20 protein-coding genes and 1 pseudogene are annotated in these 24,083 nt (G+C 60.3%); 8 read left to right on the forward strand and 13 right to left on the reverse strand.

Annotation, left to right across the window (positions count from 1 at the left end; genetic code table 11):
* Positions 1-70: 70 nt before the first annotated feature.
* The 6 genes from K7431_RS17830 to K7431_RS17855 are packed head-to-tail and all read right to left on the reverse strand — an operon-like array spanning position 71 to position 6,753.
* Positions 71-1,402, reverse strand: coding sequence for a DUF58 domain-containing protein (locus K7431_RS17830; RefSeq protein ID WP_015885639.1), 1,332 nt, complete (start codon positions 1,400-1,402; stop codon positions 71-73).
* Positions 1,403-1,409: 7 nt separating this feature from the next.
* Positions 1,410-2,405 carry an AAA family ATPase gene (locus tag K7431_RS17835; RefSeq protein ID WP_015885638.1) on the reverse strand — a complete coding sequence of 332 codons (996 nt, stop codon included), beginning with the start codon at positions 2,403-2,405 and terminating at the stop codon, positions 1,410-1,412.
* Positions 2,402-3,571: a DUF4350 domain-containing protein gene (locus K7431_RS17840; RefSeq protein ID WP_015885637.1), complete on the reverse strand. Its 1,170-nt coding sequence runs from the start codon at positions 3,569-3,571 to the stop codon at positions 2,402-2,404. Before K7431_RS17840 ends, K7431_RS17835 begins: the two co-directional genes overlap by 4 nt.
* The gene (locus K7431_RS17845) at positions 3,568-5,097 is read right to left on the reverse strand and encodes a DUF4129 domain-containing protein (protein WP_015885636.1); all 1,530 of its coding nucleotides are present in this window, start codon (positions 5,095-5,097) and stop codon (positions 3,568-3,570) included. The genes K7431_RS17840 and K7431_RS17845 overlap by 4 nt, the downstream gene beginning before the upstream one ends.
* A complete protein-coding gene (locus K7431_RS17850) occupies positions 5,084-6,064 on the reverse strand; it encodes a stage II sporulation protein M (protein WP_015885635.1) in 981 nt (326 codons plus the stop codon). The genes K7431_RS17845 and K7431_RS17850 overlap by 14 nt, the downstream gene beginning before the upstream one ends.
* Positions 6,061-6,753 (reverse strand): RDD family protein, encoded by a 693-nt coding sequence (locus tag K7431_RS17855; protein ID WP_043205827.1) that lies wholly within the window; start codon positions 6,751-6,753, stop codon positions 6,061-6,063. The genes K7431_RS17850 and K7431_RS17855 overlap by 4 nt, the downstream gene beginning before the upstream one ends.
* 167 nt (positions 6,754-6,920) lie before the next feature.
* Here K7431_RS17855 and sbcB point away from each other — a divergent pair, with 167 nt between their 5' ends.
* The gene (gene sbcB, locus K7431_RS17860) at positions 6,921-8,348 is read left to right on the forward strand and encodes an exodeoxyribonuclease I (protein ID WP_015885633.1); all 1,428 of its coding nucleotides are present in this window, start codon (positions 6,921-6,923) and stop codon (positions 8,346-8,348) included.
* A 91-nt stretch (positions 8,349-8,439) separates the two neighbouring features.
* Here the strand turns inward: sbcB and mvaT are convergent, their stop codons facing one another.
* On the reverse strand, positions 8,440-8,814 hold the full coding sequence (gene mvaT / locus K7431_RS17865; RefSeq protein ID WP_005790963.1) for a histone-like nucleoid-structuring protein MvaT: 375 nt from the start codon (positions 8,812-8,814) through the stop codon (positions 8,440-8,442).
* A 350-nt stretch (positions 8,815-9,164) separates the two neighbouring features.
* Between mvaT and purU the strand changes: the two genes are divergently transcribed.
* Together purU and K7431_RS17875 are read left to right on the forward strand one after the other, a co-directional pair.
* Positions 9,165-10,013 carry a formyltetrahydrofolate deformylase gene (purU, locus tag K7431_RS17870; RefSeq protein ID WP_015885632.1) on the forward strand — a complete coding sequence of 283 codons (849 nt, stop codon included), beginning with the start codon at positions 9,165-9,167 and terminating at the stop codon, positions 10,011-10,013.
* Between the two features lie 86 nt (positions 10,014-10,099).
* Positions 10,100-10,270, forward strand: coding sequence for a hypothetical protein (locus K7431_RS17875; RefSeq protein ID WP_015885631.1), 171 nt, complete (start codon positions 10,100-10,102; stop codon positions 10,268-10,270).
* A 13-nt stretch (positions 10,271-10,283) separates the two neighbouring features.
* Here the strand turns inward: K7431_RS17875 and K7431_RS31185 are convergent, their stop codons facing one another.
* Complete coding sequence (locus K7431_RS31185) at positions 10,284-11,048, reverse strand: methyl-accepting chemotaxis protein (RefSeq protein ID WP_370636119.1); 765 nt, start codon at positions 11,046-11,048, stop codon at positions 10,284-10,286.
* A 93-nt stretch (positions 11,049-11,141) separates the two neighbouring features.
* Positions 11,142-12,173, reverse strand: a pseudogene (locus tag K7431_RS31190) (HAMP domain-containing protein); the annotation flags it as partial.
* Between the two features lie 204 nt (positions 12,174-12,377).
* On the opposite strand from K7431_RS31190, the gene K7431_RS17885 reads away from it, so the two are divergent.
* Entirely contained in the window at positions 12,378-13,856 is a 1,479-nt protein-coding gene (locus tag K7431_RS17885) for a helicase HerA-like domain-containing protein (protein ID WP_015885629.1), read from the forward strand.
* Between the two features lie 4 nt (positions 13,857-13,860).
* Here K7431_RS17885 and K7431_RS17890 read toward each other — a convergent pair whose 3' ends face one another.
* Positions 13,861-14,316, reverse strand: a complete 456-nt coding sequence (locus K7431_RS17890; protein WP_015885628.1) for a DUF721 domain-containing protein — start codon at positions 14,314-14,316, stop codon at positions 13,861-13,863.
* A 305-nt stretch (positions 14,317-14,621) separates the two neighbouring features.
* Between K7431_RS17890 and secA the strand changes: the two genes are divergently transcribed.
* The 3 genes from secA (at position 14,622) to K7431_RS17905 (ending at position 19,663) form a co-directional block, all read left to right on the forward strand.
* Entirely contained in the window at positions 14,622-17,357 is a 2,736-nt protein-coding gene (gene secA, locus K7431_RS17895; protein WP_043205822.1) for a preprotein translocase subunit SecA, read from the forward strand.
* A 123-nt stretch (positions 17,358-17,480) separates the two neighbouring features.
* Positions 17,481-18,698 (forward strand): bifunctional glutamate N-acetyltransferase/amino-acid acetyltransferase ArgJ, encoded by a 1,218-nt coding sequence (gene argJ, locus K7431_RS17900; RefSeq protein ID WP_015885626.1) that lies wholly within the window; start codon positions 17,481-17,483, stop codon positions 18,696-18,698.
* Positions 18,699-18,718: 20 nt separating this feature from the next.
* Positions 18,719-19,663, forward strand: a complete 945-nt coding sequence (locus K7431_RS17905) for a Nudix family hydrolase (RefSeq protein WP_015885625.1) — start codon at positions 18,719-18,721, stop codon at positions 19,661-19,663.
* Between the two features lie 162 nt (positions 19,664-19,825).
* Here K7431_RS17905 and K7431_RS17910 read toward each other — a convergent pair whose 3' ends face one another.
* From K7431_RS17910 to K7431_RS17920, 3 genes are read right to left on the reverse strand one after another with little or no spacing between them, the layout of a single operon-like run.
* Entirely contained in the window at positions 19,826-20,404 is a 579-nt protein-coding gene (locus K7431_RS17910) for a cob(I)yrinic acid a,c-diamide adenosyltransferase (RefSeq protein ID WP_015885624.1), read from the reverse strand.
* A gap of 2 nt (positions 20,405-20,406) precedes the next feature.
* Positions 20,407-22,443 (reverse strand): sensor histidine kinase, encoded by a 2,037-nt coding sequence (locus K7431_RS17915; RefSeq protein WP_015885623.1) that lies wholly within the window; start codon positions 22,441-22,443, stop codon positions 20,407-20,409.
* Positions 22,444-22,489: 46 nt separating this feature from the next.
* Positions 22,490-23,407 (reverse strand): putative 2-dehydropantoate 2-reductase, encoded by a 918-nt coding sequence (locus tag K7431_RS17920; protein ID WP_015885622.1) that lies wholly within the window; start codon positions 23,405-23,407, stop codon positions 22,490-22,492.
* A 123-nt stretch (positions 23,408-23,530) separates the two neighbouring features.
* Here K7431_RS17920 and K7431_RS17925 point away from each other — a divergent pair, with 123 nt between their 5' ends.
* Entirely contained in the window at positions 23,531-24,016 is a 486-nt protein-coding gene (locus K7431_RS17925) for a YajQ family cyclic di-GMP-binding protein (protein WP_003209785.1), read from the forward strand.
* Positions 24,017-24,083: the final 67 nt, after the last annotated feature.

The raw sequence follows: 24,083 nt of genomic DNA on the forward strand, positions 1-24,083 counted from the left end.
TGCCTGGTCGACCCGTTCCGGGGTAGTGCAGCCCCTGTTGTGGCCGTGCGCTGTTTAAAGGGGGCTTTTGTCAGAAAGCCCCGGCTTTCTTCCAGCCCAGGTAACGTGTCACCAGGGCCGGTCCCAGTTCAGACGGCAAGGTGTCCAATACGGATAACCCTTGGGCGCCGAGGCGGTCGTGCAGCTCATCGCGGGTATTGAGGTAGTCGATGGTGCCGCTGTAGGCCAAGGCTTCGGACAAGGTTTGCACGGGAGCCTGGCGCAATTGATCGAGCACTTCCTCGCGTAAACTGGCCACCATCACCCTATGCTGTCGGCTGATGCGCTTGACGGCCGTCAGCAGCGCCTCATCGTCCTCATCCCGCAGGTTAGTCACCACGACCACCAATGCACGGCGCTTTTGCCGAGCCAGCAGTTGGCTGGCCGCAGCCTGATAATCGGCAGTCCGTCGAGTGGTGTCCAGGTCGTATACCGCGTTGAGCAACAGGTTCAACTGGCTACTGCCCTTCACTGGCGCGAGGTAGCGCGGCTGGTCACTGGCAAAGGTGCACAGCCCTACCGCATCACCCTCACGCAAGGCGACATAGCTGAGCAACAGGCAGGCATTGAGGGCATGGTCAAAATGCGACAGCTCGTCATCCTGGCTGCGCATGCGTCGGCCGCAATCAAGCATGAACACGATCTGTTGGTCGCGTTCATCCTGGTATTCACGGGCGATTGGGGTGCGCTGCCGCGCGGTGGCCTTCCAGTCGATTTGCCGCAGGCTGTCGCCGTCGCGAAACTCGCGCAACTGATGAAACTCCAGCCCCAACCCTCGGCGTTGACGTTGACGCACACCCAGTTGGCTCAGCCAGTTGTCCACGCCCAGCAGCTGTGCGCCGTAGAGTCGGGCGAAATCCGGGTAGACGCGGGTGGCATCGCTCACCTCGATAAAGCGCCGCGCTGACCACAGCCCCATTGGGCTGGGCAGCAGAATTTCACAGCGGCTGAAACTGAAGTGTCCCCGCCGCAGTGGGCGCAGACGATAACCCAGCTCACTGCGTTCACCGGGGCGCAGGTTTATGGACTGGGGCATGTTTTCCACGGTCAACCCGTCGGGGACATGATCGAATACCTGCACTGTCAGCGGCTGTGGGAAGTCATGCTCCAAGGCCAGGCGTACCTCGCCCCAGCGTCCAAGTGCCAGGCTTGCGGGCATCTGTCGGTGTACGCGGGGAGACGGGCGGCGACGCAGGCGCATCGCATCCAGCATGGCCAGCAGCAACAGCGCCAGGAGCAACCCCCACGTCACGGAGTGCAAGGTGTCGGGCACTTTGAACTGCAATGCTGCTGCAGTGCCCAGCAGGATGCCCAGGCCCAGCAATACGCCGAGCCAGTTCAACAGCAGACGGGTCGGTTTCATGGGCGAGTCATTGCCGGGGAGCCGGGATCTGATCAAGCAGTTGCTTGAGCACCTGGTCGACCTCCAGCCCATCTATATCCAGCTCGGGCGCGATACGCACCCGATGGCGCAATACTGCCAGGGCACATCCCTTGATATCGTCCGGGGTGACGAATTCACCACCGCGCAACAACGCGCGGGCGCGGGCGCCGCGTACCAGGTCGATCGAGGCACGAGGCCCGGCGCCGATCGCCAGCCCCGGCCAGCTACGGGTGGCCCGTGCCAGGCGTACGGCATAATCGAGCACGTGTTCGTCCAGGGCCAGGTCACTGGCAATCTGCTGCAACTGCAGCACGTCCTCGGCCTGCAACACCGTGCGCAATGGGTGTACGTCCAGCATGTCGGCCCGCGACGAGCGCGTGACTTCGCGCACCATGTCCAATTCCTGCTGTGCGTCGGGGTAATCCATGCGCACCTTGAGCATGAAACGATCCAGTTCCGCTTCCGGCAGGGGGTAGGTGCCTTCCTGTTCGATGGGGTTCTGGGTCGCCAGTACCATGAACGGTTGGCCGATGGGCAGCGGCTCGCCTTCGAGGGTGACCTGCCGCTCCTGCATGGCCTCGAGCAAGGCTGCCTGGGTCTTCGCCGGCGCGCGGTTGATTTCGTCGGCCAGCAACAAGTGGGTGAACACCGGTCCCTTGCGTAGCTTGAACTGTTCGGTGTGAAGGTCGTACACGGCGTGGCCGGTGACATCGCTGGGCATCAGGTCCGGGGTGAACTGGATACGCGCGAAATCGCCATCAAAGCAACGCGCCAGGGCTCGTACCAACAAGGTTTTGCCCAGCCCTGGCACACCTTCCAGCAGCACATGGCCGCCGGCGATCAGTGCGGTCAAGACATCGTCGATCACCGCGTCCTGGCCAATCACCGCCTTGCGTAGCTCAGTGCGCAGGGCCTGGGCTTGTCCGCTGGCGCGTTGCAAGGTTTCGCGGGTCAAGGCGGTGGCGCTTGGAAATTCGCTCATAGGGCATTCCTGAGGGTTTGCAGGCATGCCACCTGCCGGCTGAAATCGGCGCTGGAGAGCCGTTTTGCCGGGAGTGGGCCAAGGGCCTGGCTGATCACGTGAGAAGGTTGACGCGTCAGGTGTTCAAGCACCCGCCACTGTTCTGCGTTGTCGAGGTGTTCAAAACCTGGGTGGCGGCGCCGTGCGGTGCGCAAGATATCGCGCTGTAGGGCATGCAGCAGCGTGCCATGGCCGCTACGGCGCAACAGGAAGTCGGCGCTGGCTTTCAGGTGTTCCTGCAATTGGCGACGGGCGTTGGAGGCGGGTGGCCGGATCGGGCCATGACGCATACCGGCCCGCCAAAGTGCCAAGGCGACCAAGGCAATGAGTGCCACCAGGGCTTGGGGGAAATACCGTAGCAATAAGGTGAACAGGTCGTCGAAGTCACTGTTGAACAGCAAGGTCACGGCGGTGCCCTGGTTCAGGTACCACAGCAGCCAGGCATTATCGTGCTTGCCTATGTCCGGGGTTTTCCACAGGTCGCTGTCGGTGATTACCGTGACGCTGCCTTCCCCGAGCTGGAGTTGCATCAGGTGAGTCGACTTTGCGCTATTGGCGGAAAATTGCGCCAGATGCTTGGGGTCGGTGAGGTTGAAGTCCGTGTCGAAACTGAAATACGCCGGTGCGGTTTCATTGTCGACATAGAGCTTGGTCAGGTCCGGGGCTTTCTTTTTAGGCGGCTTTTCACGGGTGGGGGCGAACTCGTCAGGCTCGTCACTCAAGGTCTGGTGGATAGGCAGACGATCGAGCAGCAGGTCGCCGCTTTTGCCGGTCTCTTCATCCCAGAGTGCCTCGGCCACCAGTAGCAGGTGGCCGCCGGATTTTGCCCATCCCAGCAGTTGCTCCACTTGGCGTGGCGACATGTTACTGCGTTCGCCGAGCAGTAATAGGCTGTTGCCCTTGGCCGGCAGGGTCGTCAGCCGTTCCAGGCTATTGGCCTGTTCAACTGTCAGGCCTTGTTGGCGCAGAAAGTGTTCGGCCGCCAGGTAGGGGTTGGCCAAGGCTTCCGGGGAAGGGCCGCGGTCCACGACTTCATCGTAGGGAATCGCCTTGCTCCAGGCGTAGTAACCACCCGCTCCAAGCAGGCACGCCAGCAATAGCCCAACCCACAGTAATGCTCGGTTCATGGCTGGATCCCTGAGCTGAACAGGGTGCGCCAGTCACTGCACAGTTTTTGCTGGACGGTGAGGGGGGGAAGGCGATGGCCATAGGCGAGATTTTGCCAGTGCCGAGTCAGCTCATCGCTGAAAGCCAGCAATTGCGGCTGCTGCAATTGGTTTACACGTGCCAGGACCTGACCTTCGGTGTCAGCGCTTTTCAGCGGCAGGCTGAAGTCATGCAGCAGTCGGCTGAGAAGGCCCCGATACAGCAGGCCGAGGGCTTCCCTGGGGTGGGTGGCCCACAGCTGTTCCGCAGCGCTGGCGACATCGTCGGGCAAGGTCTCGGCGCCCAGTTCAAGGCCGAACAGTTGCGTAGGTAGGGGGGCGACGGTTTTCGGTTTGCGAGGCCCCCGCCGAGTGACGAAGGTGCGCAACCATTCGCGATACCGCCACGCGAGCAAGATCAGGCTACCGATCAGAAGCCCCCACAACAGGACTTCCAAACCTTGGGCGATGTGTTTGAAGGTATTGCTGTTGAGGTTGTCCAGCAGCGCCTTCAGCCAGGCCGGAAGTCTGCCATCACTGTGAGCCTTGTTTTTAGTGGCGGGTTGTTCTTCGCCGAAGCGATAGCGGGTGACGGTTTCCGGGTTTTTGAAGGGCGGCTTGTCCAGTATCACCTTTACGGACTGGCTCGCACTCTGGGTGCTCAGCGGCTTGGGAGGACTGGAAGGATCGGCCAGGACGGGCGGACTGAATGGCAGCAACGTTAACCCGATCATCAGTAATAGCAACGGCACCACACTGCTCAGGCGTTGACGAAGACGTCGGAAGACCAACTCCAAGTCCCAGGCTTCCAGTGCGGTGCGGCGGTTAAGATAGAGGCTGAAACCGCAGGCGACGTAGATCGGCTCCCAAAACACCAGGATCAAGGCATAGAAGGCGTTGCCCAGGTGTTCCAACCAAAGCCCTTCCGCGCTGGTCGCCAGTGCCAGGCGTTGCCAGTCCCAATCCGTCTCGATGTTTTGGGGAATAAAGAAATAGAACAGCGCCATGCAACCAAACCACAGGCCGATTTCCAGGTGCACCCCGACGGTGGTCAGCCAACGTGCGGCGCCAGCGTTGCGTTGCTGCAGTACGCCCAGGCGTTTTTGGCGTGCTGGGCCATCCAGGCCTTCGAGTTGGCTCACAGGCATTAAAAAGCTTCGGCTCAGGCTGAGCCGTCGCCAGGTCAGGCTGGCCAGCAGCTGGCTTTTGAGCAGGCTTGGCCACTGGCGCACCGCCTGCTTGAGGCTGGGTGTTTCGCCAAACAAGGCCTTGGACAAGATGTACAGCGGCAAGCGGTCAAAGGCGGGCTTGAGCCACCAGAACAGGAATATCGCAGTAGACGGGTACTGCCACAGCAGGGCAGTGAGTAAGGCAAACACTGGCAGGGTGATCAACGCCCAACTGCTCATCAATAGCAGGCGGTGTTCCCGTGCCATTAGTACGCCAAGGTCCATGGCCTCCCAGGCAGTACGGGGGCGGATTACCACGCTGGCATCACTCAGGCGCATGGTGGGTCCTTCCGGCAACGCTCAGGTAAACGATCACCAGCAGCCACAGGACAGCACCCACCAGGTATTTGACCCAAGGGGTTATCGCAGTGGTGGATGACCAGTAGGCCTCGATGAAGGCAGCGATCAGTAGGAAGATCATGACGCCGCACAACATTTGCACGCTCTTGCGCGCCGCCAGCCGTAAGGATTCACCACGGGTCAACTGTCGCGGAGCGATCAGCGCCCAGCCCAACTGCAAACCGGCGGCACCGGCGAGGGCGATCGCGGTCAGTTCGAATGCGCCATGGCCGATGACGAATGACCAGAAGGTCTGGCCATAGCCGATTTCGGTCAGGTGCCCGGAGACTGCACCGATGACCAGACCGTTGAAAATCAGAAAGAACACGCTGCCCAGGCCGAACAATAAGCCGGCGGCAAATGTCTGGAACGCGATACCGATGTTGTGCATCACGTAGTAGCCGAACATCATCCAGTCTTCGCTCGATGCTCGCTCGGCGGCGCGGCCCAGGCGGCTGGCGTCGGGGTCATACATGCCCTGCATCTCGGCCACTTGCTGGGGGCTGACGATGCTGTAGATAAGGTCCGGAAACAGGTACACCAGCAGCGCGATACCGATCAGGCTGCCAAAGAACAGCAGGCTTGCTATCAGCACGAAACGCCACTGTTCCCGCACTAACCGAGGAAAATCGGCGAGTACGAACCCCAGTACATTGGCCGCCAATTGGCTGCGATGACGGTAAAGTTGTTGATGGCCGCGCAGGGCCAGTTGCTGCAGTGGGTCTACCAGGTAGCTGCTGTAGCCACGCTCCTGGGCCAGGGCCAGGTGCTGGCACAGGCGTCGGTACTGATGGGGGAAGTCAGCCACGTCGCCGGGCTTGGCCTTACCTTGCTCCAACTGTTTCAGGTGTTCGGCAAAGGCTTGCCATTGGGGCTGGTGGCGGCTTTCGAAAAGGCTCTGCTTCATGTTGGCCCCAACAGGCCACGGGCCACGCCGTTGAGTTGCTCTACAGCGCGAGCCGGGGATACCTGCAAAGGGGTGGCGAGAATCGAAGCCAGCTCGTGAACGCGCTCAGTGGACAGTTCAGTCTGGCGTTCCGCGAAGGCAAGGATGGCCCGTTGTTCGCTCAAGTCCAGGGCAAAGGGCAGGCGCAAGGCTGCAGCTTGAGGTATCTGGGGGCGCTCCAACGGCTGCTCTCGGTAAATCACCAGTGTGCCGGCGGCCAGGTCGCCCAGTCGCTTGAAGTGAACATGCTGCAGGCAACTGATAGCGCCGAGGAAATAGCCGAATGGCAGCATGTCGACAAATCGCAGCAGGTTACGGATCAGTGACGCGGACCAGCTAATCGGGGTGCCGTCATCTTGTACGACACGTAACCCCATGACCTGTTTGCCGGGCGAGCATCCCTGGTTAAGCACCTCGAACAGCACCATGTACCACCAACTGATCAGGAACAACAGCAGCGAGCCCAGGCCGATACCGACGTTGCCCAGCAAGGCCAGCGGTACCAACAGAATACCCATGATGACTCCGCGCAAACCCAAGTCAAAGGCGAAGGCCAGCACGCGTGGCACCAGGCCGGCCGGGCGCAGTGGCAGGTCGATGCCCTCCGGGGTCTCGATCTGGTAGCGGGTGTCCAATGGGGCTGACGGCATCGCGATCCTTGGCAGTGCAGAGTGGCTGGAAGACACGGATGCTAGCAGTGTCGGCGATGGAAGCAACCACTCAAGGTTTTGCTGGATGTTTGTACAGTGCATTTGGTGCTGGTCGCGGGGGTTGCTCAACGCCTAGACTTTGACGATCTTCAGTACAGGAAAAGCCCGTGACCTCCATTTTCTGGTACGACTATGAAACCACCGGTATCAACCCGCGCAGCGACCGCCCACTTCAGGTAGCCGGCATTCGTACGGACCTCGAACTCAACGAGATCGGCGCGCCGGTCAATCTTTATTGCCAGCCCAGCGACGATATCCTGCCCCATCCTGTCGCCTGTGCGATTACCGGTATCACCCCCGCGATACTCGCGGAAAAAGGCCTGGCCGAGGCCGACTTCATGACGCGGGTGCACGCTGAACTGGCCGCCCCGGGGACCTGCGGCGCGGGTTACAACACCTTGCGGTTTGACGATGAAATGACGCGCTACAGCCTGTATCGCAATTTCTTTGATCCTTACGCACGGGAATGGCAGGGCGGTAACAGTCGCTGGGATTTGATCGATGTCGTCCGCACGGCCTACGCCCTGCGCCCCGAGGGGATTGAATGGCCACAGCAGGATGGGCGCGTCACGCTCAAGTTGGAACGCCTGACCGAAGCCAACGGTATCGACCATGGTCAGGCGCACGATGCGTTGTCCGACGTGCGCGCCACGATTGCCCTGGCTCGACGGATTCGTGAGAAACAACCCAAGCTGTATGAATGGTTATTTCAGCTGCGCAGCAAGCAACGGGTGATGGACCAGGTGCGCTTGCTGCAACCGATGGTGCACATCTCCGGGCGTTTTTCCGCCGAGCGTCACTACCTGGGGGTTGTGCTGCCGCTGGCATGGCACCCGCGCAATCGCAATGCCTTGATCGTCTGCGACCTTGGGCTCGACCCGCAAGGGTTGCTGGACCTTGATGCCGACACGCTGCGCCAACGTCTTTATACCCGCCGTGAAGCGCTGGCGGAGGGCGAACTGCCGGTACCGCTCAAACTGGTGCATATCAATCGCTGCCCGGTGGTTGCTCCCTTGAATGTGCTACGGGCAGAAGATCGTGAACGCCTGCACTTGGACATGAATATTTATCAGGAGCGAGCGCTGCGGCTAACTGACGCACAGGAAGTTTGGCGCGATAAGTTAGCGGCCATTTACGCCGAAGAGGATTTCGCAGCGAGTGCCGACCCGGAACAACAGCTTTACGACGGTTTTATCGGGGACCGGGATCGGCGTTTATGTGAGCAAGTCCGCACGGCCGAGCCCGCGCAATTAGCACGCCAGCAGTGGCCATTTGATGATCACCGTTTGCCTGAATTATTATTTCGCTACCGTGCACGTAACTTCCCCGATACCTTGAACAGCGAGGAGCAACAACGCTGGAAACTTTTTTGTCAGCAACGTTTGTCCAGTCCGGAATGGGGCGCACCGAATACCCTTGACGCATTTAATCAGGCTCGGCAGGAGTTTGCCGTTAGTGCGACGTCGTTTCAGCATGGGGTGCTGGAGCAATGGCAGGAATATGCGGACACTCTAGCCGCGAGGATGAATCTGTAATCGCGGCTCACAGAATAGACAGGCAATAAAAAACGCCAGCAGGCTGGCGTTTTTTTAATGTGTCGCGTATCAGGCGCGAGCCTGGCGAGGCTTAGCCCAGCAGGGTAGCCCAACCCTCAACCACGTCACCGCCCCACTTGGCTTTCCACTCTTTCAGCGTTTTGTGGTTGCCACCTTTGGTTTCAATCACTTCGCCGTTGTGTGGGTTCTTGTATTGTTTGACCTTGCGAGCACGCTTGGTGCCGGTAGTTTTCACAGCGCCGCGCGGTGCTTTAACTTTCGACTCTGGATCCAGCAGCGCGATGATGTCACGCAGGGATTTGGAGTATTCACCCATCAGGGTGCGCAGTTTGCCTTCGAATTCCAGCTCGGTTTGCAGTTTGTCGTCTTGGGACAGGTTCTTCAAACGGGCTTGCAGCTCTTTGATAGCTTCTTCGGTGGCACGGTATTCGTTGATCAGAGACATGTGGACTACCTTATGTAGAGCGCTGATTGACAGGGATAGTGGCTCAATAATAGTCAGGCGGTATGCCCAAGTAAACATTTAAGGTCGCATTTCTGTGAATTACTTTAAATGTTTGTAGCAATGCTATGCATTCGAGTTAATTACAAGGGCGTAGACCTAAAGACAATTCTCCTGAAATGCGCGGAACAACCGTAGGGTGGCAAAATAGATTCATATAAAGGTGGTAAAACCTTAGCGTCTTAAGGGTCAAGGCGTGGGCCGGTGATCAGAATAAGCGTTAACGGATACTGCAGTTTTCCTGCGCAATCGCTAGAATGGCGGCCTTTGCGAAGTTCTGGAGTTTCCCCCTAATGCGCACTTTTCGGCTGGTGATTGCTTGCCCGGACCGGGTCGGCATCGTTGCCAAAGTCAGTAACTTTCTGGCGTCCCACAACGGTTGGATCACCGAGGCGAGTCATCACTCGGACAATCTCAGTGGTTGGTTCTTCATGCGTCATGAGATCCGTGCCGATACGCTGCCCTTCGGCCTTGAGGCCTTCCGCGAGGCATTTGCGCCGATCGCCGAAGAGTTTTCGATGACCTGGCACATCACCGACACCGAGCAGAAAAAACGCGTGGTGTTGATGGCCAGTCGCGAATCCCACTGCCTGGCTGACTTGCTGCACCGCTGGCACAGTGATGAACTGGACTGCGAGATCGCTTGCGTGATTTCCAACCACGACGACCTGCGCAGCATGGTTGAGTGGCATGGCATCCCGTATTACCACGTGCCGGTCAACCCGCAGGACAAGGAGCCGGCCTTCGCCGAAGTCTCCCGCTTGGTCAAGCAGCACGAAGCCGATGTCGTGGTGCTTGCGCGCTACATGCAAATCCTGCCGCCGGAGCTGTGCCGCGAATACGCCGGCAAGGTGATCAACATTCACCACAGCTTCCTGCCGTCGTTCGTGGGCGCCAAGCCTTACCATCAGGCTTCCCTGCGTGGCGTGAAGCTGATCGGCGCGACGTGCCACTACGTCACCGAGGAGCTGGACGCCGGCCCGATCATCGAGCAGGACGTGGTGCGTGTCAGCCACAGTGACAGCATTGAAGACATGGTGCGTTTCGGCCGTGACGTCGAGAAGATGGTGCTGGCCCGTGGCCTGCGTTACCACTTGGAAGACCGCGTGCTGGTGCACGGCAACAAGACGGTGGTGTTCTGACCGACCTGTTGTGATTGAAGAATGAAGGGCCTGGGCGTTAAATCGTCCCAGGCCCTTTTTCTTTGCGTGCCGTTGAGGAGTGAGCAATGAGTGATCCGCTGGACAAAGCCACATCAAAAGCCCCGGCGACGGTGGGCGAGGGGTGTTTGAGTCGATTTGATCCGGATGACCTGGACAGTGAGGACGGCACCGATTTTCCCGGTGCCGCCCAATTGTGGGAGCGGGAGCAGCGTAAACCCGAGCCCGAGGGCGAGTAACTGCCCGCCAGGATCAGATTCGGAAGCTACCGACCAATTGCTTCAATCGCGCGGCCTGTTGCTCGAGGTCGGCACAGGCGCGTAGCGTGGACTGCAGGTTTTCCACGCCTTCCTGATTAAGGGTGTTGATCTCGGTGATGTCCATGTTGATCGACTCCACCACCGAGGTTTGCTCTTCAGTGGCGGTGGCGACTGACTGGTTCATGCCATCGATCTCGCCGATGCGCTGGGTCACACTGTTCAGGCGTTCACCGGCCAGGTTGGCGATGTCCACACTGTCGAGGCTGTGACGCTGGCTTTCACTCATGGTGCTGACCGACTCCCGGGCACCGACTTGCAATTCCTCGATCATCTTTTGCACTTGTTGCGCTGATTCCTGAGTGCGATGCGCCAAGTTGCGCACTTCGTCCGCGACCACCGCAAACCCACGTCCGGCTTCGCCTGCGCGAGCCGCTTCAATGGCTGCGTTCAGCGCCAGCAGGTTGGTTTGTTGGGAAATACTGGTGATCACCTCAAGAATCTGTCCGATGTTCACGGTTTTGCTATTGAGCGCTTCGATGTTGCTGCTGGAAGCACTGATCATTGCTGACAGCTGGTTCATCGCCTGGATATTGCGCTCGACCACGTGCTGGCCGTCTTCAGCCAGATGCCGTGCATCGCTGGCTTGATGGGAGGCTTGCGCGGCATTGCGCGCGATTTCCTGGGCCGCAGCCCCCAATTCGTTGATGGCAGCGGCGACGCTGCTGGTGCGGTTGGCCTGCTCGTCGGAGTTGACCATCGACGAGTTGGAGGCACTGACCACGCGCAGTGCCACCTCATTGACCTGTTCAGTGGCCGAGGATACTTCGCGGATCGACGTATGAATCCGCTCCACGAAGCGGTTGAAGGCGTTACCCAGCGTGCCGAATTCATCGTGATTCTGGATCGTCAGGCGTCGGGTCAGGTCGCCTTCGCCGTCGGCGATGTCCTGCATGGCGCGGGTCATCACATGCAGTGGTTGCAACAGGATGCGGATCAGCATGCCGAGCAGGGCGATGATGATCACCACGGCAATGAGCGTGGCGATGACCGCCGAAGTGCGGAATTCGCTGAGCATGGCGAAGGATTTGTCTTTATCCACCGCAATACCGAGGTACCAGTTCACGGAAGGCAGGCCCTTGATCGGTATAAAGGTCACGATAGTGTCCTTGCCGTTGGCCTCGACTTCGCTGAAGTCCGGGCTGATCTTCGGGGTGTTTTTTGGATACACGTCGGCCAGGGTCTTCATCACCAGGTTTTTGTCCGGGTGTACCAATACTTTGCCATCGGCACTGACCAGGAACGCATAGCCCATGCCGCCGAAATTCAGCGCGCCAATGTTATCCACCAGGGTTTGCAGGCTCAGGTCGCCACCGACCACGCCGATGCTCTGGGTACCTTGGGTGCTGGGAGTGGCAACGGAAATGATCAGTTTGCCGGTGGCGGCATCGATATAAGGTTCTGTCAGGGTTGAGCCGTTGCTGCTCTGGGCGCCCTTGTACCAGGGGCGGACGCGCGGGTCGAAGCCGTCTGGCATTTTGGTATCAGGGCGGATGGTAAAGGCGCCTTTGCTGTCGCCGACGTAGGTCGCCATGAAGGCAGAGGTCAGCGCTTTCTGTTCCAGCAGGCCGGCAACCACGGAAGGCTCGGGGTTGATGGCGATGTTTTGCGCGGCGTTTTCCACCAGAGCAATGCGCCCTGTCAGCCAGGTTTGAATGTTGCTGGCGGTGACATCACCCATTTCATGCAGGTAGTTGTTGAGGTCGTCGCGAATGGCGTTGCGTTGCAGGTAGTCGTTATAGAGGGTAAACAGCGCGAATGCGGCGATGACGATAAGGGAGGCTGCAAGCAGGATTTTATGGCTGAAGCGCAGATTTTTATTCATGGCTTGTAGGGTCCGCTAAGGTCTTAATATCCGAAGCGCGTCCTTATGGGATGCGCAAAATGGCAGCGTCAAAAAAGGTGTGATACTTCTTGTGATAGTTCTGTGGGTCCCTGTAGGAACTACCTGACCTTTTTTTGGACTTTGTGGGTCTCACATAAGCCTGTATCGACCTGGCGACACTAAAGATTAACCATGGGTGACGAAATGCCTGACTCCACGCAACTCCTTATCGGTGCAGACCTTTCCGGCCAGCCCATCGCCCAGGCCATGCGCCTGGCCAACCGTCACGGGTTGATCGCCGGCGCCACCGGCACGGGCAAGACCGTCACGTTGCAACGCCTGGCAGAGGCCTTCAGTGATGCGGGCGTGGCGGTGTTTGCCGCGGACATCAAGGGTGACCTGTGCGGCCTGGGTGCTGCGGCGAACCCTCAAGGCAAGGTTGCCGAACGTATCGCCGGCATGCCGTTCCTCAATTACACCGCCAAGGCTTATCCGGTCACGCTGTGGGATATTCACGGGCAATCCGGTCATCCACTGCGCACCACCATCAGCGAAATGGGCCCGTTGTTGCTCGGCAGCCTGCTGGAACTCACCGACAGCCAGCAGTCGGCCCTTTATGCCGCGTTCAAGGTGGCGGATCGCGAAGGCCTGTTGCTGCTGGACCTCAAGGACCTCAAGGCACTGCTCAACCACCTGCGCTATCACCCGGAGTTGTTGGGGGAAGACGCGGCACTGATGACCACCGGTTCCAGCCAGGCACTGTTGCGCCGCCTGGCGGTGCTGGAACAGCAGGGCGCCGAAGCGTTGTTCGGCGAACCGGCCTTGCAGTTGGAAGATATCTTGCAGCCCACCGGTGACGGGCGCGGGCGCATTCATCTGTTGGACGCCAGCCGCCTGGTGCACGAGGCACCCAAGGTGTACGCGACGTTCCTGCTGTGGTTGTTGGCGGAGTTGTTCGAGCAACTGCCCGAGCGCGGTGACGCCGACAAACCGCTGCTGGCGCTGTTTTTCGATGAGGCGCATTTGCTGTTCGCCGACACGCCCAAGGCGTTGCAGGATCGTCTCGAACAGGTAGTGCGGCTGATTCGTTCCAAAGGCGTGGGTGTGTATTTTGTCACCCAATCGCCCGGCGACCTGCCGGACAGCGTACTGGCCCAACTCGGCCTGCGTATCCAGCATGGCCTGCGGGCGTTCACCACCAAAGAGCAAAAATCCCTGCGCGCCGTGGCTGAGGGTTTTCGACCAAACCCGGCATTTGATGCGTTGTCGGTATTGACCGAATTGGGCACGGGTGAGGCCTTGGTGGGCACTTTGCAGGAAAAGGGCACGCCGGAAGTCGTGCAGCGGGTATTGGTCGCACCGCCGCAATCGCGGATCGGGCCGCTCAGCGACGCCGAACGCGCCGCGTTGGTGGCCCGTTCACCGTTGCAAGGGCGTTATGACAAGCCGATCGATCGTGAATCTGCCTATGAAGTGCTGATGTCACGCAAGGAACTGGGGCCGACCGAGGACGCCAAGTCGGCCAGCGACGAGCCGAGTTTCACCGACAAGGCGGGAGCGTTTCTGGGCACCACGGCCGGCAAGGCCCTGAAGTCAGCGATGCAACAAGCCGCCAACCAGATGGGGCGGCAACTGGTGCGGGGTTTGTTGGGGTCGCTGTTGGGCGGTAGCAAGCGCAAATAGCGCGTCAGGGCTTGGGCTTGGCGTGGGCGGCGAGCCTTTCAAGCGCCGCGCGCAAGCCTGGGTTGCTGATGCCCTCGGCCGTTGCCTGAATGGTTTCGGCCGCATTCGTCGATAGATCGTGAGTATGCTCGGCCACCGCCGGCAGCGTAGTGGGCGGTTGTACTTTGAACTGGACCCGGGTCAGGCCGGCAAATTCATCAAACGCCATCAATTGACGTTGCAGGCGTTTTTGCTGATAGCGCAAACGCGTTGCCCAGTGGCCATCTGTGACAATTAGCAGCAGGTTGCCTTCGCGCCAGGACGCTACGCGGCAATGTTCGCGCGCAGCCGGTTGCAGCTGGCTTTCGAGTAGGCGTTGCAGATGGCCCAAGCGTTGCGCATGGCCAAAGATGGCTTTCAACGGCTTGGCATCGCGAAGCAACACGGCAGGAGCGCGGGCTGTCAGGGGGCGAAATGCCATTATTGGACACCTAAAGTAACAGAGCGGCCATCTTAGCAGAAAGCACCTCTACGCCCCCAGGCCATGCCTTTCTGGGGTTTTGTTCGTGAAATCAATTGGTAACTTCTGCCCTCCATGGGTTGAAGTTCCAGCAAAAGCCCTTATTTTAAACAAGCCCTCTCACCGCCTCATGCCAGCATCAGGGAATAACGCCACTTTCCTCACCCACGATTCCGGGTAGAATGCGCGTTCGCATGCGGCCGTGAGGGCTGCTCGGGCCACTGACGGTGCGCCCTCCATCCCTATGTGTGGAAGAACCTGCCGATATGTTTGCGCCTTTGTTAAAGAAACTTTTTGGAAGCAAGAATGAGCGCGAAGTCAAACGCATGCTCAAGACGGTGCAGCTGGTCAATGCCTTCGAAGAGCAGATGGTTGCCCTTTCGGACGAGCAATTGCGCGCCAAGACCGAAGAGTTCAAGGCCCGCATAGCTAAAGGTGAGACCCTCGACAAGCTGCTTCCCGAAGCCTTTGCGGTCGCCCGTGAAGCCGGTAAGCGTGTCATGGGCATGCGCCACTTCGACGTCCAGTTGATCGGCGGCATGACCTTGCATGAAGGCATGATTGCCGAAATGCGTACCGGTGAAGGCAAGACCCTGGTAGCAACCTTGGGTGTTTACCTCAACGCACTGTCCGGCAAGGGCGTGCACGTTGTGACGGTGAACGACTACCTGGCTCGCCGGGATGCCAACTGGATGCGCCCGCTGTATGAATTCCTCGGCCTGACCGTCGGCGTGGTAACGCCGTTCCAGCCGCCGGAAGAGAAGCGCGCGGCCTACGCTGCCGACATCACCTACGGTACCAACAACGAATTCGGTTTCGACTACCTGCGCGACAACATGGCGTTCAGCATGGAAGAAAAATTCCAGCGCGAACTCAACTTTGCCGTGATCGACGAAGTCGACTCCATCCTCATCGACGAAGCCCGTACCCCGCTGATCATCTCCGGCCAGGCCGAAGACAGCTCGCGCCTGTACACCGAGATCAACAAGTTGATCCCGCGTCTTGAGCAGCACATCGAGGAAGTGGAAGGCGTGGTGACCAAAGAAGGTCACTTCACCATCGACGAGAAGACCCGCCAGGTCGAACTCAACGAAGCCGGTCACCAGTTCGTCGAAGACATGCTGACCCAGATCGGCCTGCTGGCTGAAGGCGAAAGCCTGTACTCGGCCCACAACCTGGGCCTGCTGACCCACGTGTATGCCGGCCTGCGTGCGCACAAGCTGTTCCATCGCAACGTCGAGTACATCGTGCAGGACGGGCAGGTGGTGCTGGTTGACGAACACACCGGCCGTACCATGCCGGGTCGTCGCTTGTCCGAAGGCCTGCACCAGGCCATCGAAGCCAAGGAAGTGCTCAACATCCAGGCTGAAAGCCAGACGTTGGCCTCCACCACCTTCCAGAACTACTTCCGTCTGTACAACAAACTGTCCGGCATGACCGGTACGGCCGACACCGAAGCGTTCGAATTCCACCAGATCTACGGTCTGTCGGTCGTGGTTATCCCACCGAACAAACCGCTGGCGCGTAAAGACTTCAACGACCTGGTGTTCCTGACCGCCGAAGAGAAATACGCGGCGATCATCAACGACATCAAGGACGGCATGGCCCAGGGGCGTCCGATCCTGGTAGGTACCGCCACTATCGAAACGTCCGAGCACGTGTCCAACCTGCTCAATAAGGAAGGCATCGAGCACAAGGTCCTCAACGCCAAGTTCCACGAAAAAGAAGCCGAAATCATCGCCCAGGCCGGTCGCCCAGGCGCACTGACCATCGCGACCAACATGGCCGGTCGTGGTACCGACATCCTGCTGGGCGGCAACTGGGAAGTGGAAGTGGCCTCCCTGGACAACCCGACGCCTGAGCAGATCGCCCAGATCAAGGCTGATTGGCAGAAACGCCACCAGGCCGTGCTGGAATCCGGTGGCCTGCAGGTGATCGCTTCCGAGCGTCACGAATCGCGCCGTATCGACAACCAGCTGCGGGGTCGTGCCGGTCGTCAGGGTGACGCCGGTTCCAGCCGCTTCTACCTGTCGCTGGAAGACAGCCTGATGCGCATTTTCGCCTCGGACCGCGTGAAGAACTTCATGAAGGCCCTGGGGATGCAGTCCGGTGAAGCGATCGAGCACCGCATGGTGACCAACGCCATCGAGAAGGCGCAGCGCAAGGTTGAAGGCCGCAACTTCGACATCCGTAAGCAACTGCTCGAGTTCGATGACGTCAACAACGAACAGCGTAAAGTGATCTATCACATGCGTAACACGTTGCTGGCCGCCGACAACATTGGCGAAACCATCGCCGATTTCCGTCAGGACGTGCTCAACGCCACCGTCAGCGCACACATTCCGCCACAGTCCCTGCCTGAGCAGTGGGATGTTGCCGGCCTGGAAGCCGCGTTGAAGAACGACTTCGGTGTCGAGTTGCCGGTTCAGCAGTGGCTGGACGAGGACGATCACCTCTACGAAGAGACCCTGCGCGAGAAGCTCATGACCGAGCTGCTGGCGGCGTACAACGAGAAAGAAGAGCAGGCGAGTGCCGAAGCACTGCGCACCTTCGAGAAGCAAATCGTACTGCGCGTGCTGGACGACCTGTGGAAAGACCACCTGTCGACCATGGATCACCTGCGTCACGGCATCCACCTGCGTGGCTACGCCCAGAAGAACCCGAAGCAAGAGTACAAGCGCGAGTCGTTCACGCTGTTCTCCGAACTGCTGGATTCGATCAAGCGCGATTCGATTCGCGTGCTGTCCCACGTTCAGGTGCGTCGCGAAGACCCGATCGAGGAAGAAGCCCGCCTGCGCCAGGAAGCCGAGGCACTGGCTGCGCGCATGCAGTTCCAGCACGATGAAGCACCTGGTCTGGACGCCCCTGAAGTATTGGGCGAAGAGATCGATGTGGCCTTGGCTCAAACCCCGGTTCGCAACGATCAGAAGCTGGGCCGTAACGAGCTGTGCTATTGCGGTTCGGGCAAGAAGTTCAAGCACTGCCACGGCCAGATCGAATAAGATTTCCGCCTGACGCTGTAACACCCCGCGCCGCGACCGGCCTCTGCCGTCGCGGCGTTTTGCCATTAATTTCACCGTCGCTCACGACGGCACAGACATCACCTATTTTTAAGGAGCGCATTCATGGCTGTTGGTCTTGGTCCTTTGCCCACGTTGCACCCGGTTGCCGGTTTTGAACTCGGTATCGCTTCGGCCGGCATCAAACGCCCGGGGCGCAAGGATGTGGTGGTGATGCGCTGTGCCGAAGGCTCGACCGTCGCCGGTGTGTTCACCCTCAACGCGTTCTGCGCCGCGCCGGTGATCCTGGCCAAGCAACGCGTGGCCGGCACGATCCGTTACCTGCTGACCAACACCGGCAATGCCAACGCCGGCACCGGCGAGCCGGGCCTGGTGGCCGCCGCGCGCACCTGCGCCAAGCTGGCCCAGTTGACCGGCGTCGACGCCAGCCAAGTGCTGCCGTACTCCACCGGTGTGATCGGTGAGCCGCTGCCGGTGGAAAAAATCGAAGGCGCACTGCAAGCCGCGCTGGACGACCTGTCTGTGGATAACTGGGCCGCCGCCGCCACCGGCATCATGACGACCGACACCCTGCCAAAAGGCGCTAGCCGCCAGTTCGTGCACGATGGCGTGACCGTCACAGTCACCGGCATCAGCAAGGGCGCGGGCATGATCCGCCCGAACATGGCCACCATGCTCGGTTACATCGCCACCGACGCCAAAGTCTCCCGCGATGTGCTGCACAGCCTGATCCTGGACGGCGCCAACAAGTCGTTCAACCGCATCACCATCGATGGCGACACCTCGACCAACGACTGCTGCATGCTGATCGCCACCGGCCAGGCCAACCTGCCGGAAATTACATCCTCCAGCGGCCCGCTGTTCGCGGCGTTGAAGCAGGCCGTGTTCGAAGTGTGCATGGACGTGGCCCAGGCCATCGTGCGTGACGGCGAGGGCGCGACCAAATTTGTGACGGTTGAAGTCAACGGTGGCGGCAACCATCAGGAATGCCTGGACGTGGGTTACACCGTGGCTCACTCGCCGCTGATCAAGACTGCGCTGTTCGCCTCTGACCCGAACTGGGGCCGTATCCTGGCAGCCGTCGGCCGTGCCGGCGTGCCGGACTTGGACGTGAGCAAGATCGACGTGTTCCTCGGTGATGTGTGCATCGCCAGCCGTGGCGCCCGTGCTGAGACCTACACCGAAGCTCAGGGCTCGGCGGTGATGCAGCAGGAAGAAATCACCATCCGCATCGAGCTGGGTCGCGGCGAGTGCAGCGAAACCATCTGGACCACCGACCTGTCCCACGAGTACGTGAAGATCAACGCGGAATACCGTACCTGACAGCCAAGAGGAAAATCGCGGTGAAACGAGTGCATGTAGCAGCAGCGGTGATCCGCGGTGTCGACGGCAGGATTCTGCTGGCGCGCCGCGCCGATACCCAGCACCAGGGCGGTCTCTGGGAGTTTCCCGGTGGCAAGGTGGAGGCCGATGAATCGGTCGCCAGCGCACTGTCCCGCGAACTGCAGGAAGAGCTGGGTATCCAGGTCACCACGGCACGGCCGCTGATCAAGGTGCAGCATGACTACCCGGACAAGCAGGTGTTGCTGGATGTCTGGGAGGTTTCGGCGTTTACCGGCGAACCGCAGGGTGTCGAAGGACAACCGCTGGAGTGGGTCGCTCCTCGAGACCTGATCAACTATGAGTTTCCGGCGGCCAATGCACCGATCGTTGCGGCGGCGCGCTTGCCTGCCGAGTACCTGATCACGCCAGACGAGCTGGAAACCCCCGCGTTGTTGCGTGGCATCCAGAAAGCCATCGCGGGTGGCATCAAGCTGGTGCAGCTGCGCGCGCCCAACGGCTACGACCCCAAATACCGCGACCTCGCGGTCGACGCGGTGGGCCTGTGCGCGGGCAAGGCCCAACTGATGCTCAAGGGACCGTTTGAATGGTTGGGGGACTTTCCTGCAGCCGGCTGGCACATGACGGCGGCGCAGCTGCGTAAATACGCGAGTAAGGGCCGCCCACTGCCGAAGGATCGCTGGCTGGCGGCTTCGTGCCACAACGCTGAAGAGCTGGCGTTGGCGCAAATGATGGACGTGGATTTTGTCACGCTGTCGCCGGTGCAGCCGACTCAGACCCATCCTGACGCGCAGCCGTTGGGGTGGGCGCAGGCGGCGGAGTTGATCCGTGGGTTCAGCAAGCCGGTGTTTCTGTTGGGCGGGGTAGGACCTGCCGAGCGGGAACAGGCTTGGGAAGCTGGCGCTCAAGGTGTGGCGGGCATTCGCGCGTTCTGGCCGCAAACTTAACGCGGACATGTAGTGAGCGGGCTTGCCCCGCGCTGGGCTGCGAAGCAGCCCCAAAACCAGACGGCGTGTTGTGTCTGAGCCTACGCGGCGGCCTTGTTGGGGCTGCTTTGCAGCCCAGCGCGGGGCAAGCCCGCTCACTACAGGTTTGGCGTTTTTATTGGGTTAGTGGGGCTTCGCTGCTGCCTGCCACAACACTTCGGCTACACCCTGGCGCTTGGCGATTACCCTGGCAGCCACAAAGAGTAAATCCGACAACCGATTGATATACGCCAACCCCACGCCTTCCAGCGGCTCCAGCGCATTCAACTGCTGACACCGACGCTCCGCACTGCGCGCCAGGCTACGGCACACGTGGGCCTGGGCGATCAGCGCCGAGCCACCCGGCAGGATGAAGTTCTCCAGCGGCCCCACTTCTTCATTCCAGCGATCAATCGCCGCTTCCAGCCGATCCACTTCCGCCGCATTCAAGGCTTTGTACTCTGGCATCGCCAGCTCGCCGCCCAGATCGAACAATCGATGCTGGCAAGGCGTCAGTACCTCGATCACGTCCTGCAAGCCCGGATGCTGTCCGCCGAGTGCTTCGAGATAGGCCAGCAGCAAACCGAGCTGACTGTTCAGCGTATCCACTTCGCCAATGGCTTCCACGCGTGGGTGGTCCTTGGGCACGCGGCGGCCGTCGCCCAGGCCGGTTTCGCCCTTGTCGCCGGTGCGCGTGTAGATTTTCGACAGGCGAAAGCCCATGGTCATTGCTCCAGTTGGGTAAGTTCGTAAGGCGGCAGTTGGCTGCCGGCCAGGGGCAGGCGCAAGGTAAAGCAAGTGCCTTGGCCGAGGGTGGAGTGCACTTCCATCTGGCCCTTGTGGTTATTGGTGATGATGAAATACGACACCGACAGCCCAAGCCCGGTGCCCTGGCCGATTTCCTTGGTGGTGAAGAAGGGCTCAAATGTACGTTTGCGCACGTTCTCGCTCATGCCGATGCCATTGTCTTCCACCTGGATCTCCGCCCACGGTGGGTTGAGGCGGGTGCGCAGGATAATGCGCCCCGGCTCGCTGTCGTCTTCGCGCAGGTGGATGGCCTGGGCGGCGTTTTTAAGCAGGTTGAGCAGCACCTGTTCCAGTTCGTTGGCGGTGCCGGGTACCGGGCCCAGCTGCGGGTCGAATTGACGGATGATCGCCTGGCCCTTGAAGTCAAAGCCGATGGCCAGGTCGAAGTCGTTGCCGGCGATTTCCACCGCCTGGTCGATCAGCGCCGGTAAGTCGCACGGTGCCATCTGCCGGTTGCTGCGGCGGCTGAAGCTGAGCATATGGGTGACGATCTTCGCCGCCCGTGCCCCGGCCTGCTGGATACCATCGAGCAGTTGCGGCACTTCACGACTTTGCAGGTAGCGGTTGACGGTTTCCAGCTCGATGCCCGCCTGTTCGGCGTGTTCCAGGTTCTTGGGCAGGTCGGGAGACAACCGGCGGCGGATGTTCTGCACGTTATGCAGGATTGCCCCCAGCGGGTTGTTGATCTCATGGGCCATGCCAGCGGCCAAGCCACCCACGGAGAGCATCTTCTCCGACTGCACCATCATTTCTTCCAGGGACAGCCGTTGAGTGATGTCATCGATACGGATCACCACGCCCCGCCCGGCACCGCCCATCAGTGGGTAGAACGTCAGGGCGTAATGCTTGGGTTCATCGTCCTTGAACCACGTGACACGTTCGATGCGCTCCACGGTGTGTTGCTCGACCGCCGCCCTGATCTGCGGCAGATACGGCTTGAGTGGCAGGAAGGCGAGGTAGATCGGCTGGTTCAGGGCTTCATCCAGTCGCGTGCCGGAAAGCGCGCTGGCCTCCTGGTTCCACTGCGTGACGTAGAGCTGTTCATCCAGGGCGATCAGTGCCGAGGGCATCGAGTCGATGATGCTGTTCAGGTAATTCTGGAAGCCGGTGAGTTTTTTCTCGATCTTGCTGCGGACCTGGACTTCCAGTTCCAGCTTGCGGTTGGTGTGGCGTGTCTCTTCGGCCAAGCCTTGGGCCTGATCGTAGGCGGCCTGGGAGTCGTCACGTGCACGCTTGAGCTGCTGCTCGCGGGCTTCGATGCGCGACAGCATGGTGTTGAAGGCTTCTGCCAGGCTGCCGATTTCATCGTGGTTGCCACGACCGGCGCGCAGGGCGTAGTTCTCTTCACGGGTGACTTGGCGCGACAGCTCTTCCAGTTCATGGATCGGCCGGGTGATCAGGCGTTTGATCTGGCGGGCGATGATCAGCCACAGCAACACGCTGAAAATCAGGATGCCCAGGCTGGCGGTCAGCGTGCCGGTGTAGAACGCCACCGGCAGCTCGCTGCTGGCCACCAGCAGCAGATGACCGGACGGCTGGCCCGCGCGGGGCAAGGTGATGACCTGGTTGCTGCGAAACTCGGTCACGCGCCACGCTTCGATATGCCGGTAGTTGTCGGGCAGGTGCAGGCGGTCACCGTGTTGCATCTGCGCCAGGCGGTTGCCTTCGCCGTCGTACAGGGCGGCGGCGCGCAAGGGTGAATAGCTGGTCAGCTCATTGAGCAGGGCGTCAGCCTTGGCGGGTGATTCGAGGGCCTCGGCGGCGAGCGCGGGGTTGGACACCAGGCGACCAATGGCCTGCAAGGCCTGGGGGGCCATGCTTTCCTGGGAGATCCAGTAGGCGGCGCTGATAAAGGTCAAGTTGGCCACCAGCAATACAGTGGTCAACAGCACCAGCAGGGCGGCCAGCAATTTCTGCCCGACGGGTAGGTTTTCAAGACGCTGGCGCAGCGGCATCAGGGTTTTCCCAGGTGATAGACAGGCGGGCAGGGTAGCGCGTGGCTCAGTCGCGGGGCAATCCGCGTGCGAGCAGCTGCTCGACCAAGCGTACTTGCAGCTGGTTTAAATGCGGCAGGTTCAGCTGATGACGGGCGGCCGCCTGGCAAGCATAGCCCAATAGGTAGCTGATTTCGGTGCGGCGGCCGGCGGCCACGTCCTGGTACATGGAAGAGTAATTGGCCGCCGTGGCCAGGATCACCCGTTCCACTTCGTGCTGCAGATCCAGCGCGGCGGCAGGCTGGCCACAGCATTCCAGCAGTTCACCGAGTTCAGCGCACAGGGTGGCGACTTCGCAGTGATGGGCTTGCAGCTCGCCATTACGGCACTGATACAGCACGGTCAGTGGGTTGATGGCGCAGTTGAGCGCCAGCTTGCGCCACAACCGCGTGAGGATATCGGCGCTCCAATCGTGGGGAATGCCAGCCGCCTGCAAGTCATCCAGCCAGAGTGGCGGGGTAGGGTGGCTCGCGTCCCCCAGCCAGGTGTAGCCATGGCCGGCAAACACCACGCGCCAGTCGCCGTCGCGAAACGCGCCTTCGGTGCTGGAGGCAAAGATGCAACGGGCCTGGGGCATTTGTGCAGCGACCGCGTCCTGGCTGCCTAGGCCGTTCTGCAGCAGGATCAGTTCCGCGTCGGGCGCCAGTCGTCGTTGCAACTGTGCGACGGCGCTTTGGGCGTCGTAGGCCTTGCACGCCACCAGCAGGCGATGAATCGGCTCCGGGCTGTCAGGCGTTTCTGCGATCACCGGGTAGGTCTGTGCTACACCGTGCTCTACCAAGGTCAGACCCTGGGTGGTCTGGTAGTTGGCCAGGCGCGCCTCATCACGCAGGATCAACCTGACAGGGACGCCCGCGCGCGCCAGGCGCGTGGCCCAGAGTGTGCCCAGGCTGCCGGCGCCGAGAATATGCCAGGTGGTCGACATCAGTTTGTGCTCCGTGGGGTCGCTCACAGTGAATGGGGCGAAAGAACCGCTATAATGCCCCGGCATTTTAGCTCGGGCGCGCTCCATCTCTACTGAGCCCGCCCCTTATATTGGAGAAATGACATGCCTTCGTTCGACGTGGTATCCGAACTGGACAAACACGAAGTCACCAACGCCGTCGAGAACGCCGTCAAGGAACTGGACCGTCGCTATGACTTGAAAGGCAAGGGCAGCTTCGAATTCAAGGAAAAGGAACTGACCGTCAACCTGACCGCTGAAGCCGATTTCCAGCTGGAAGCGATGATCGAGATCCTCAAGCTGTCGCTGGTCAAGCGCAAGATCGACGCGCAGTGCCTTGAAATCAAGGACGCCTACGCCTCCGGCAAGCTGATGAAGCAGGAAGCCGTGCTCAAGGAAGGTATCGACAAGGAGCTGGCGAAGAAGATCGTTGCCCACGTCAAGGATGCCAAGCTCAAAGTCCAGGCTGCCATCCAGGGTGAGCAGGTGCGTATCACGGGCAAGAAACGTGACGACCTGCAAGAGGCCATTGCGGCATTGCGCGCCAAGACGTTCGACATGCCGCTGCAGTTCAATAACTTCCGCGACTGATGGCACTTTGGGGAACCTGGGGTCGTTTTCGACGTCCCACGCCCCAGCACCTGCTCCCACGATTGAG

This window comes from Pseudomonas fluorescens group sp., assembly GCF_020093335.1.
GTDB lineage: Bacteria > Pseudomonadota > Gammaproteobacteria > Pseudomonadales > Pseudomonadaceae > Aquipseudomonas > Aquipseudomonas petroselini.

What these genes read in the sequence shown, in the direction of transcription:
- K7431_RS17830 (WP_015885639.1), bottom strand. Translation starts at nt 1,402, where the DNA reads ATGAAACCGACCCGTCTGCTGTTGAACTGGCTCGGCGTATTGCTGGGC.
- K7431_RS17835 (WP_015885638.1), bottom strand. Translation starts at nt 2,405, where the DNA reads ATGAGCGAATTTCCAAGCGCCACCGCCTTGACCCGCGAAACCTTGCAA.
- K7431_RS17840 (WP_015885637.1), bottom strand. Translation starts at nt 3,571, where the DNA reads ATGAACCGAGCATTACTGTGGGTTGGGCTATTGCTGGCGTGCCTGCTT.
- K7431_RS17845 (WP_015885636.1), bottom strand. Translation starts at nt 5,097, where the DNA reads ATGCGCCTGAGTGATGCCAGCGTGGTAATCCGCCCCCGTACTGCCTGG.
- K7431_RS17850 (WP_015885635.1), bottom strand. Translation starts at nt 6,064, where the DNA reads ATGAAGCAGAGCCTTTTCGAAAGCCGCCACCAGCCCCAATGGCAAGCC.
- K7431_RS17855 (WP_043205827.1), bottom strand. Translation starts at nt 6,753, where the DNA reads ATGCCGTCAGCCCCATTGGACACCCGCTACCAGATCGAGACCCCGGAG.
- mvaT (WP_005790963.1), bottom strand. Translation starts at nt 8,814, where the DNA reads ATGTCTCTGATCAACGAATACCGTGCCACCGAAGAAGCTATCAAAGAG.
- purU (WP_015885632.1), top strand. Translation starts at nt 9,165, where the DNA reads ATGCGCACTTTTCGGCTGGTGATTGCTTGCCCGGACCGGGTCGGCATC.
- K7431_RS17875 (WP_015885631.1), top strand. Translation starts at nt 10,100, where the DNA reads ATGAGTGATCCGCTGGACAAAGCCACATCAAAAGCCCCGGCGACGGTG.
- K7431_RS31185 (WP_370636119.1), bottom strand. Translation starts at nt 11,048, where the DNA reads ATGGTCAACTCCGACGAGCAGGCCAACCGCACCAGCAGCGTCGCCGCT.
- K7431_RS17885 (WP_015885629.1), top strand. Translation starts at nt 12,378, where the DNA reads ATGCCTGACTCCACGCAACTCCTTATCGGTGCAGACCTTTCCGGCCAG.
- K7431_RS17890 (WP_015885628.1), bottom strand. Translation starts at nt 14,316, where the DNA reads ATGGCATTTCGCCCCCTGACAGCCCGCGCTCCTGCCGTGTTGCTTCGC.
- secA (WP_043205822.1), top strand. Translation starts at nt 14,622, where the DNA reads ATGTTTGCGCCTTTGTTAAAGAAACTTTTTGGAAGCAAGAATGAGCGC.
- argJ (WP_015885626.1), top strand. Translation starts at nt 17,481, where the DNA reads ATGGCTGTTGGTCTTGGTCCTTTGCCCACGTTGCACCCGGTTGCCGGT.
- K7431_RS17910 (WP_015885624.1), bottom strand. Translation starts at nt 20,404, where the DNA reads ATGGGCTTTCGCCTGTCGAAAATCTACACGCGCACCGGCGACAAGGGC.
- K7431_RS17915 (WP_015885623.1), bottom strand. Translation starts at nt 22,443, where the DNA reads ATGCCGCTGCGCCAGCGTCTTGAAAACCTACCCGTCGGGCAGAAATTG.
- K7431_RS17920 (WP_015885622.1), bottom strand. Translation starts at nt 23,407, where the DNA reads ATGTCGACCACCTGGCATATTCTCGGCGCCGGCAGCCTGGGCACACTC.
- K7431_RS17925 (WP_003209785.1), top strand. Translation starts at nt 23,531, where the DNA reads ATGCCTTCGTTCGACGTGGTATCCGAACTGGACAAACACGAAGTCACC.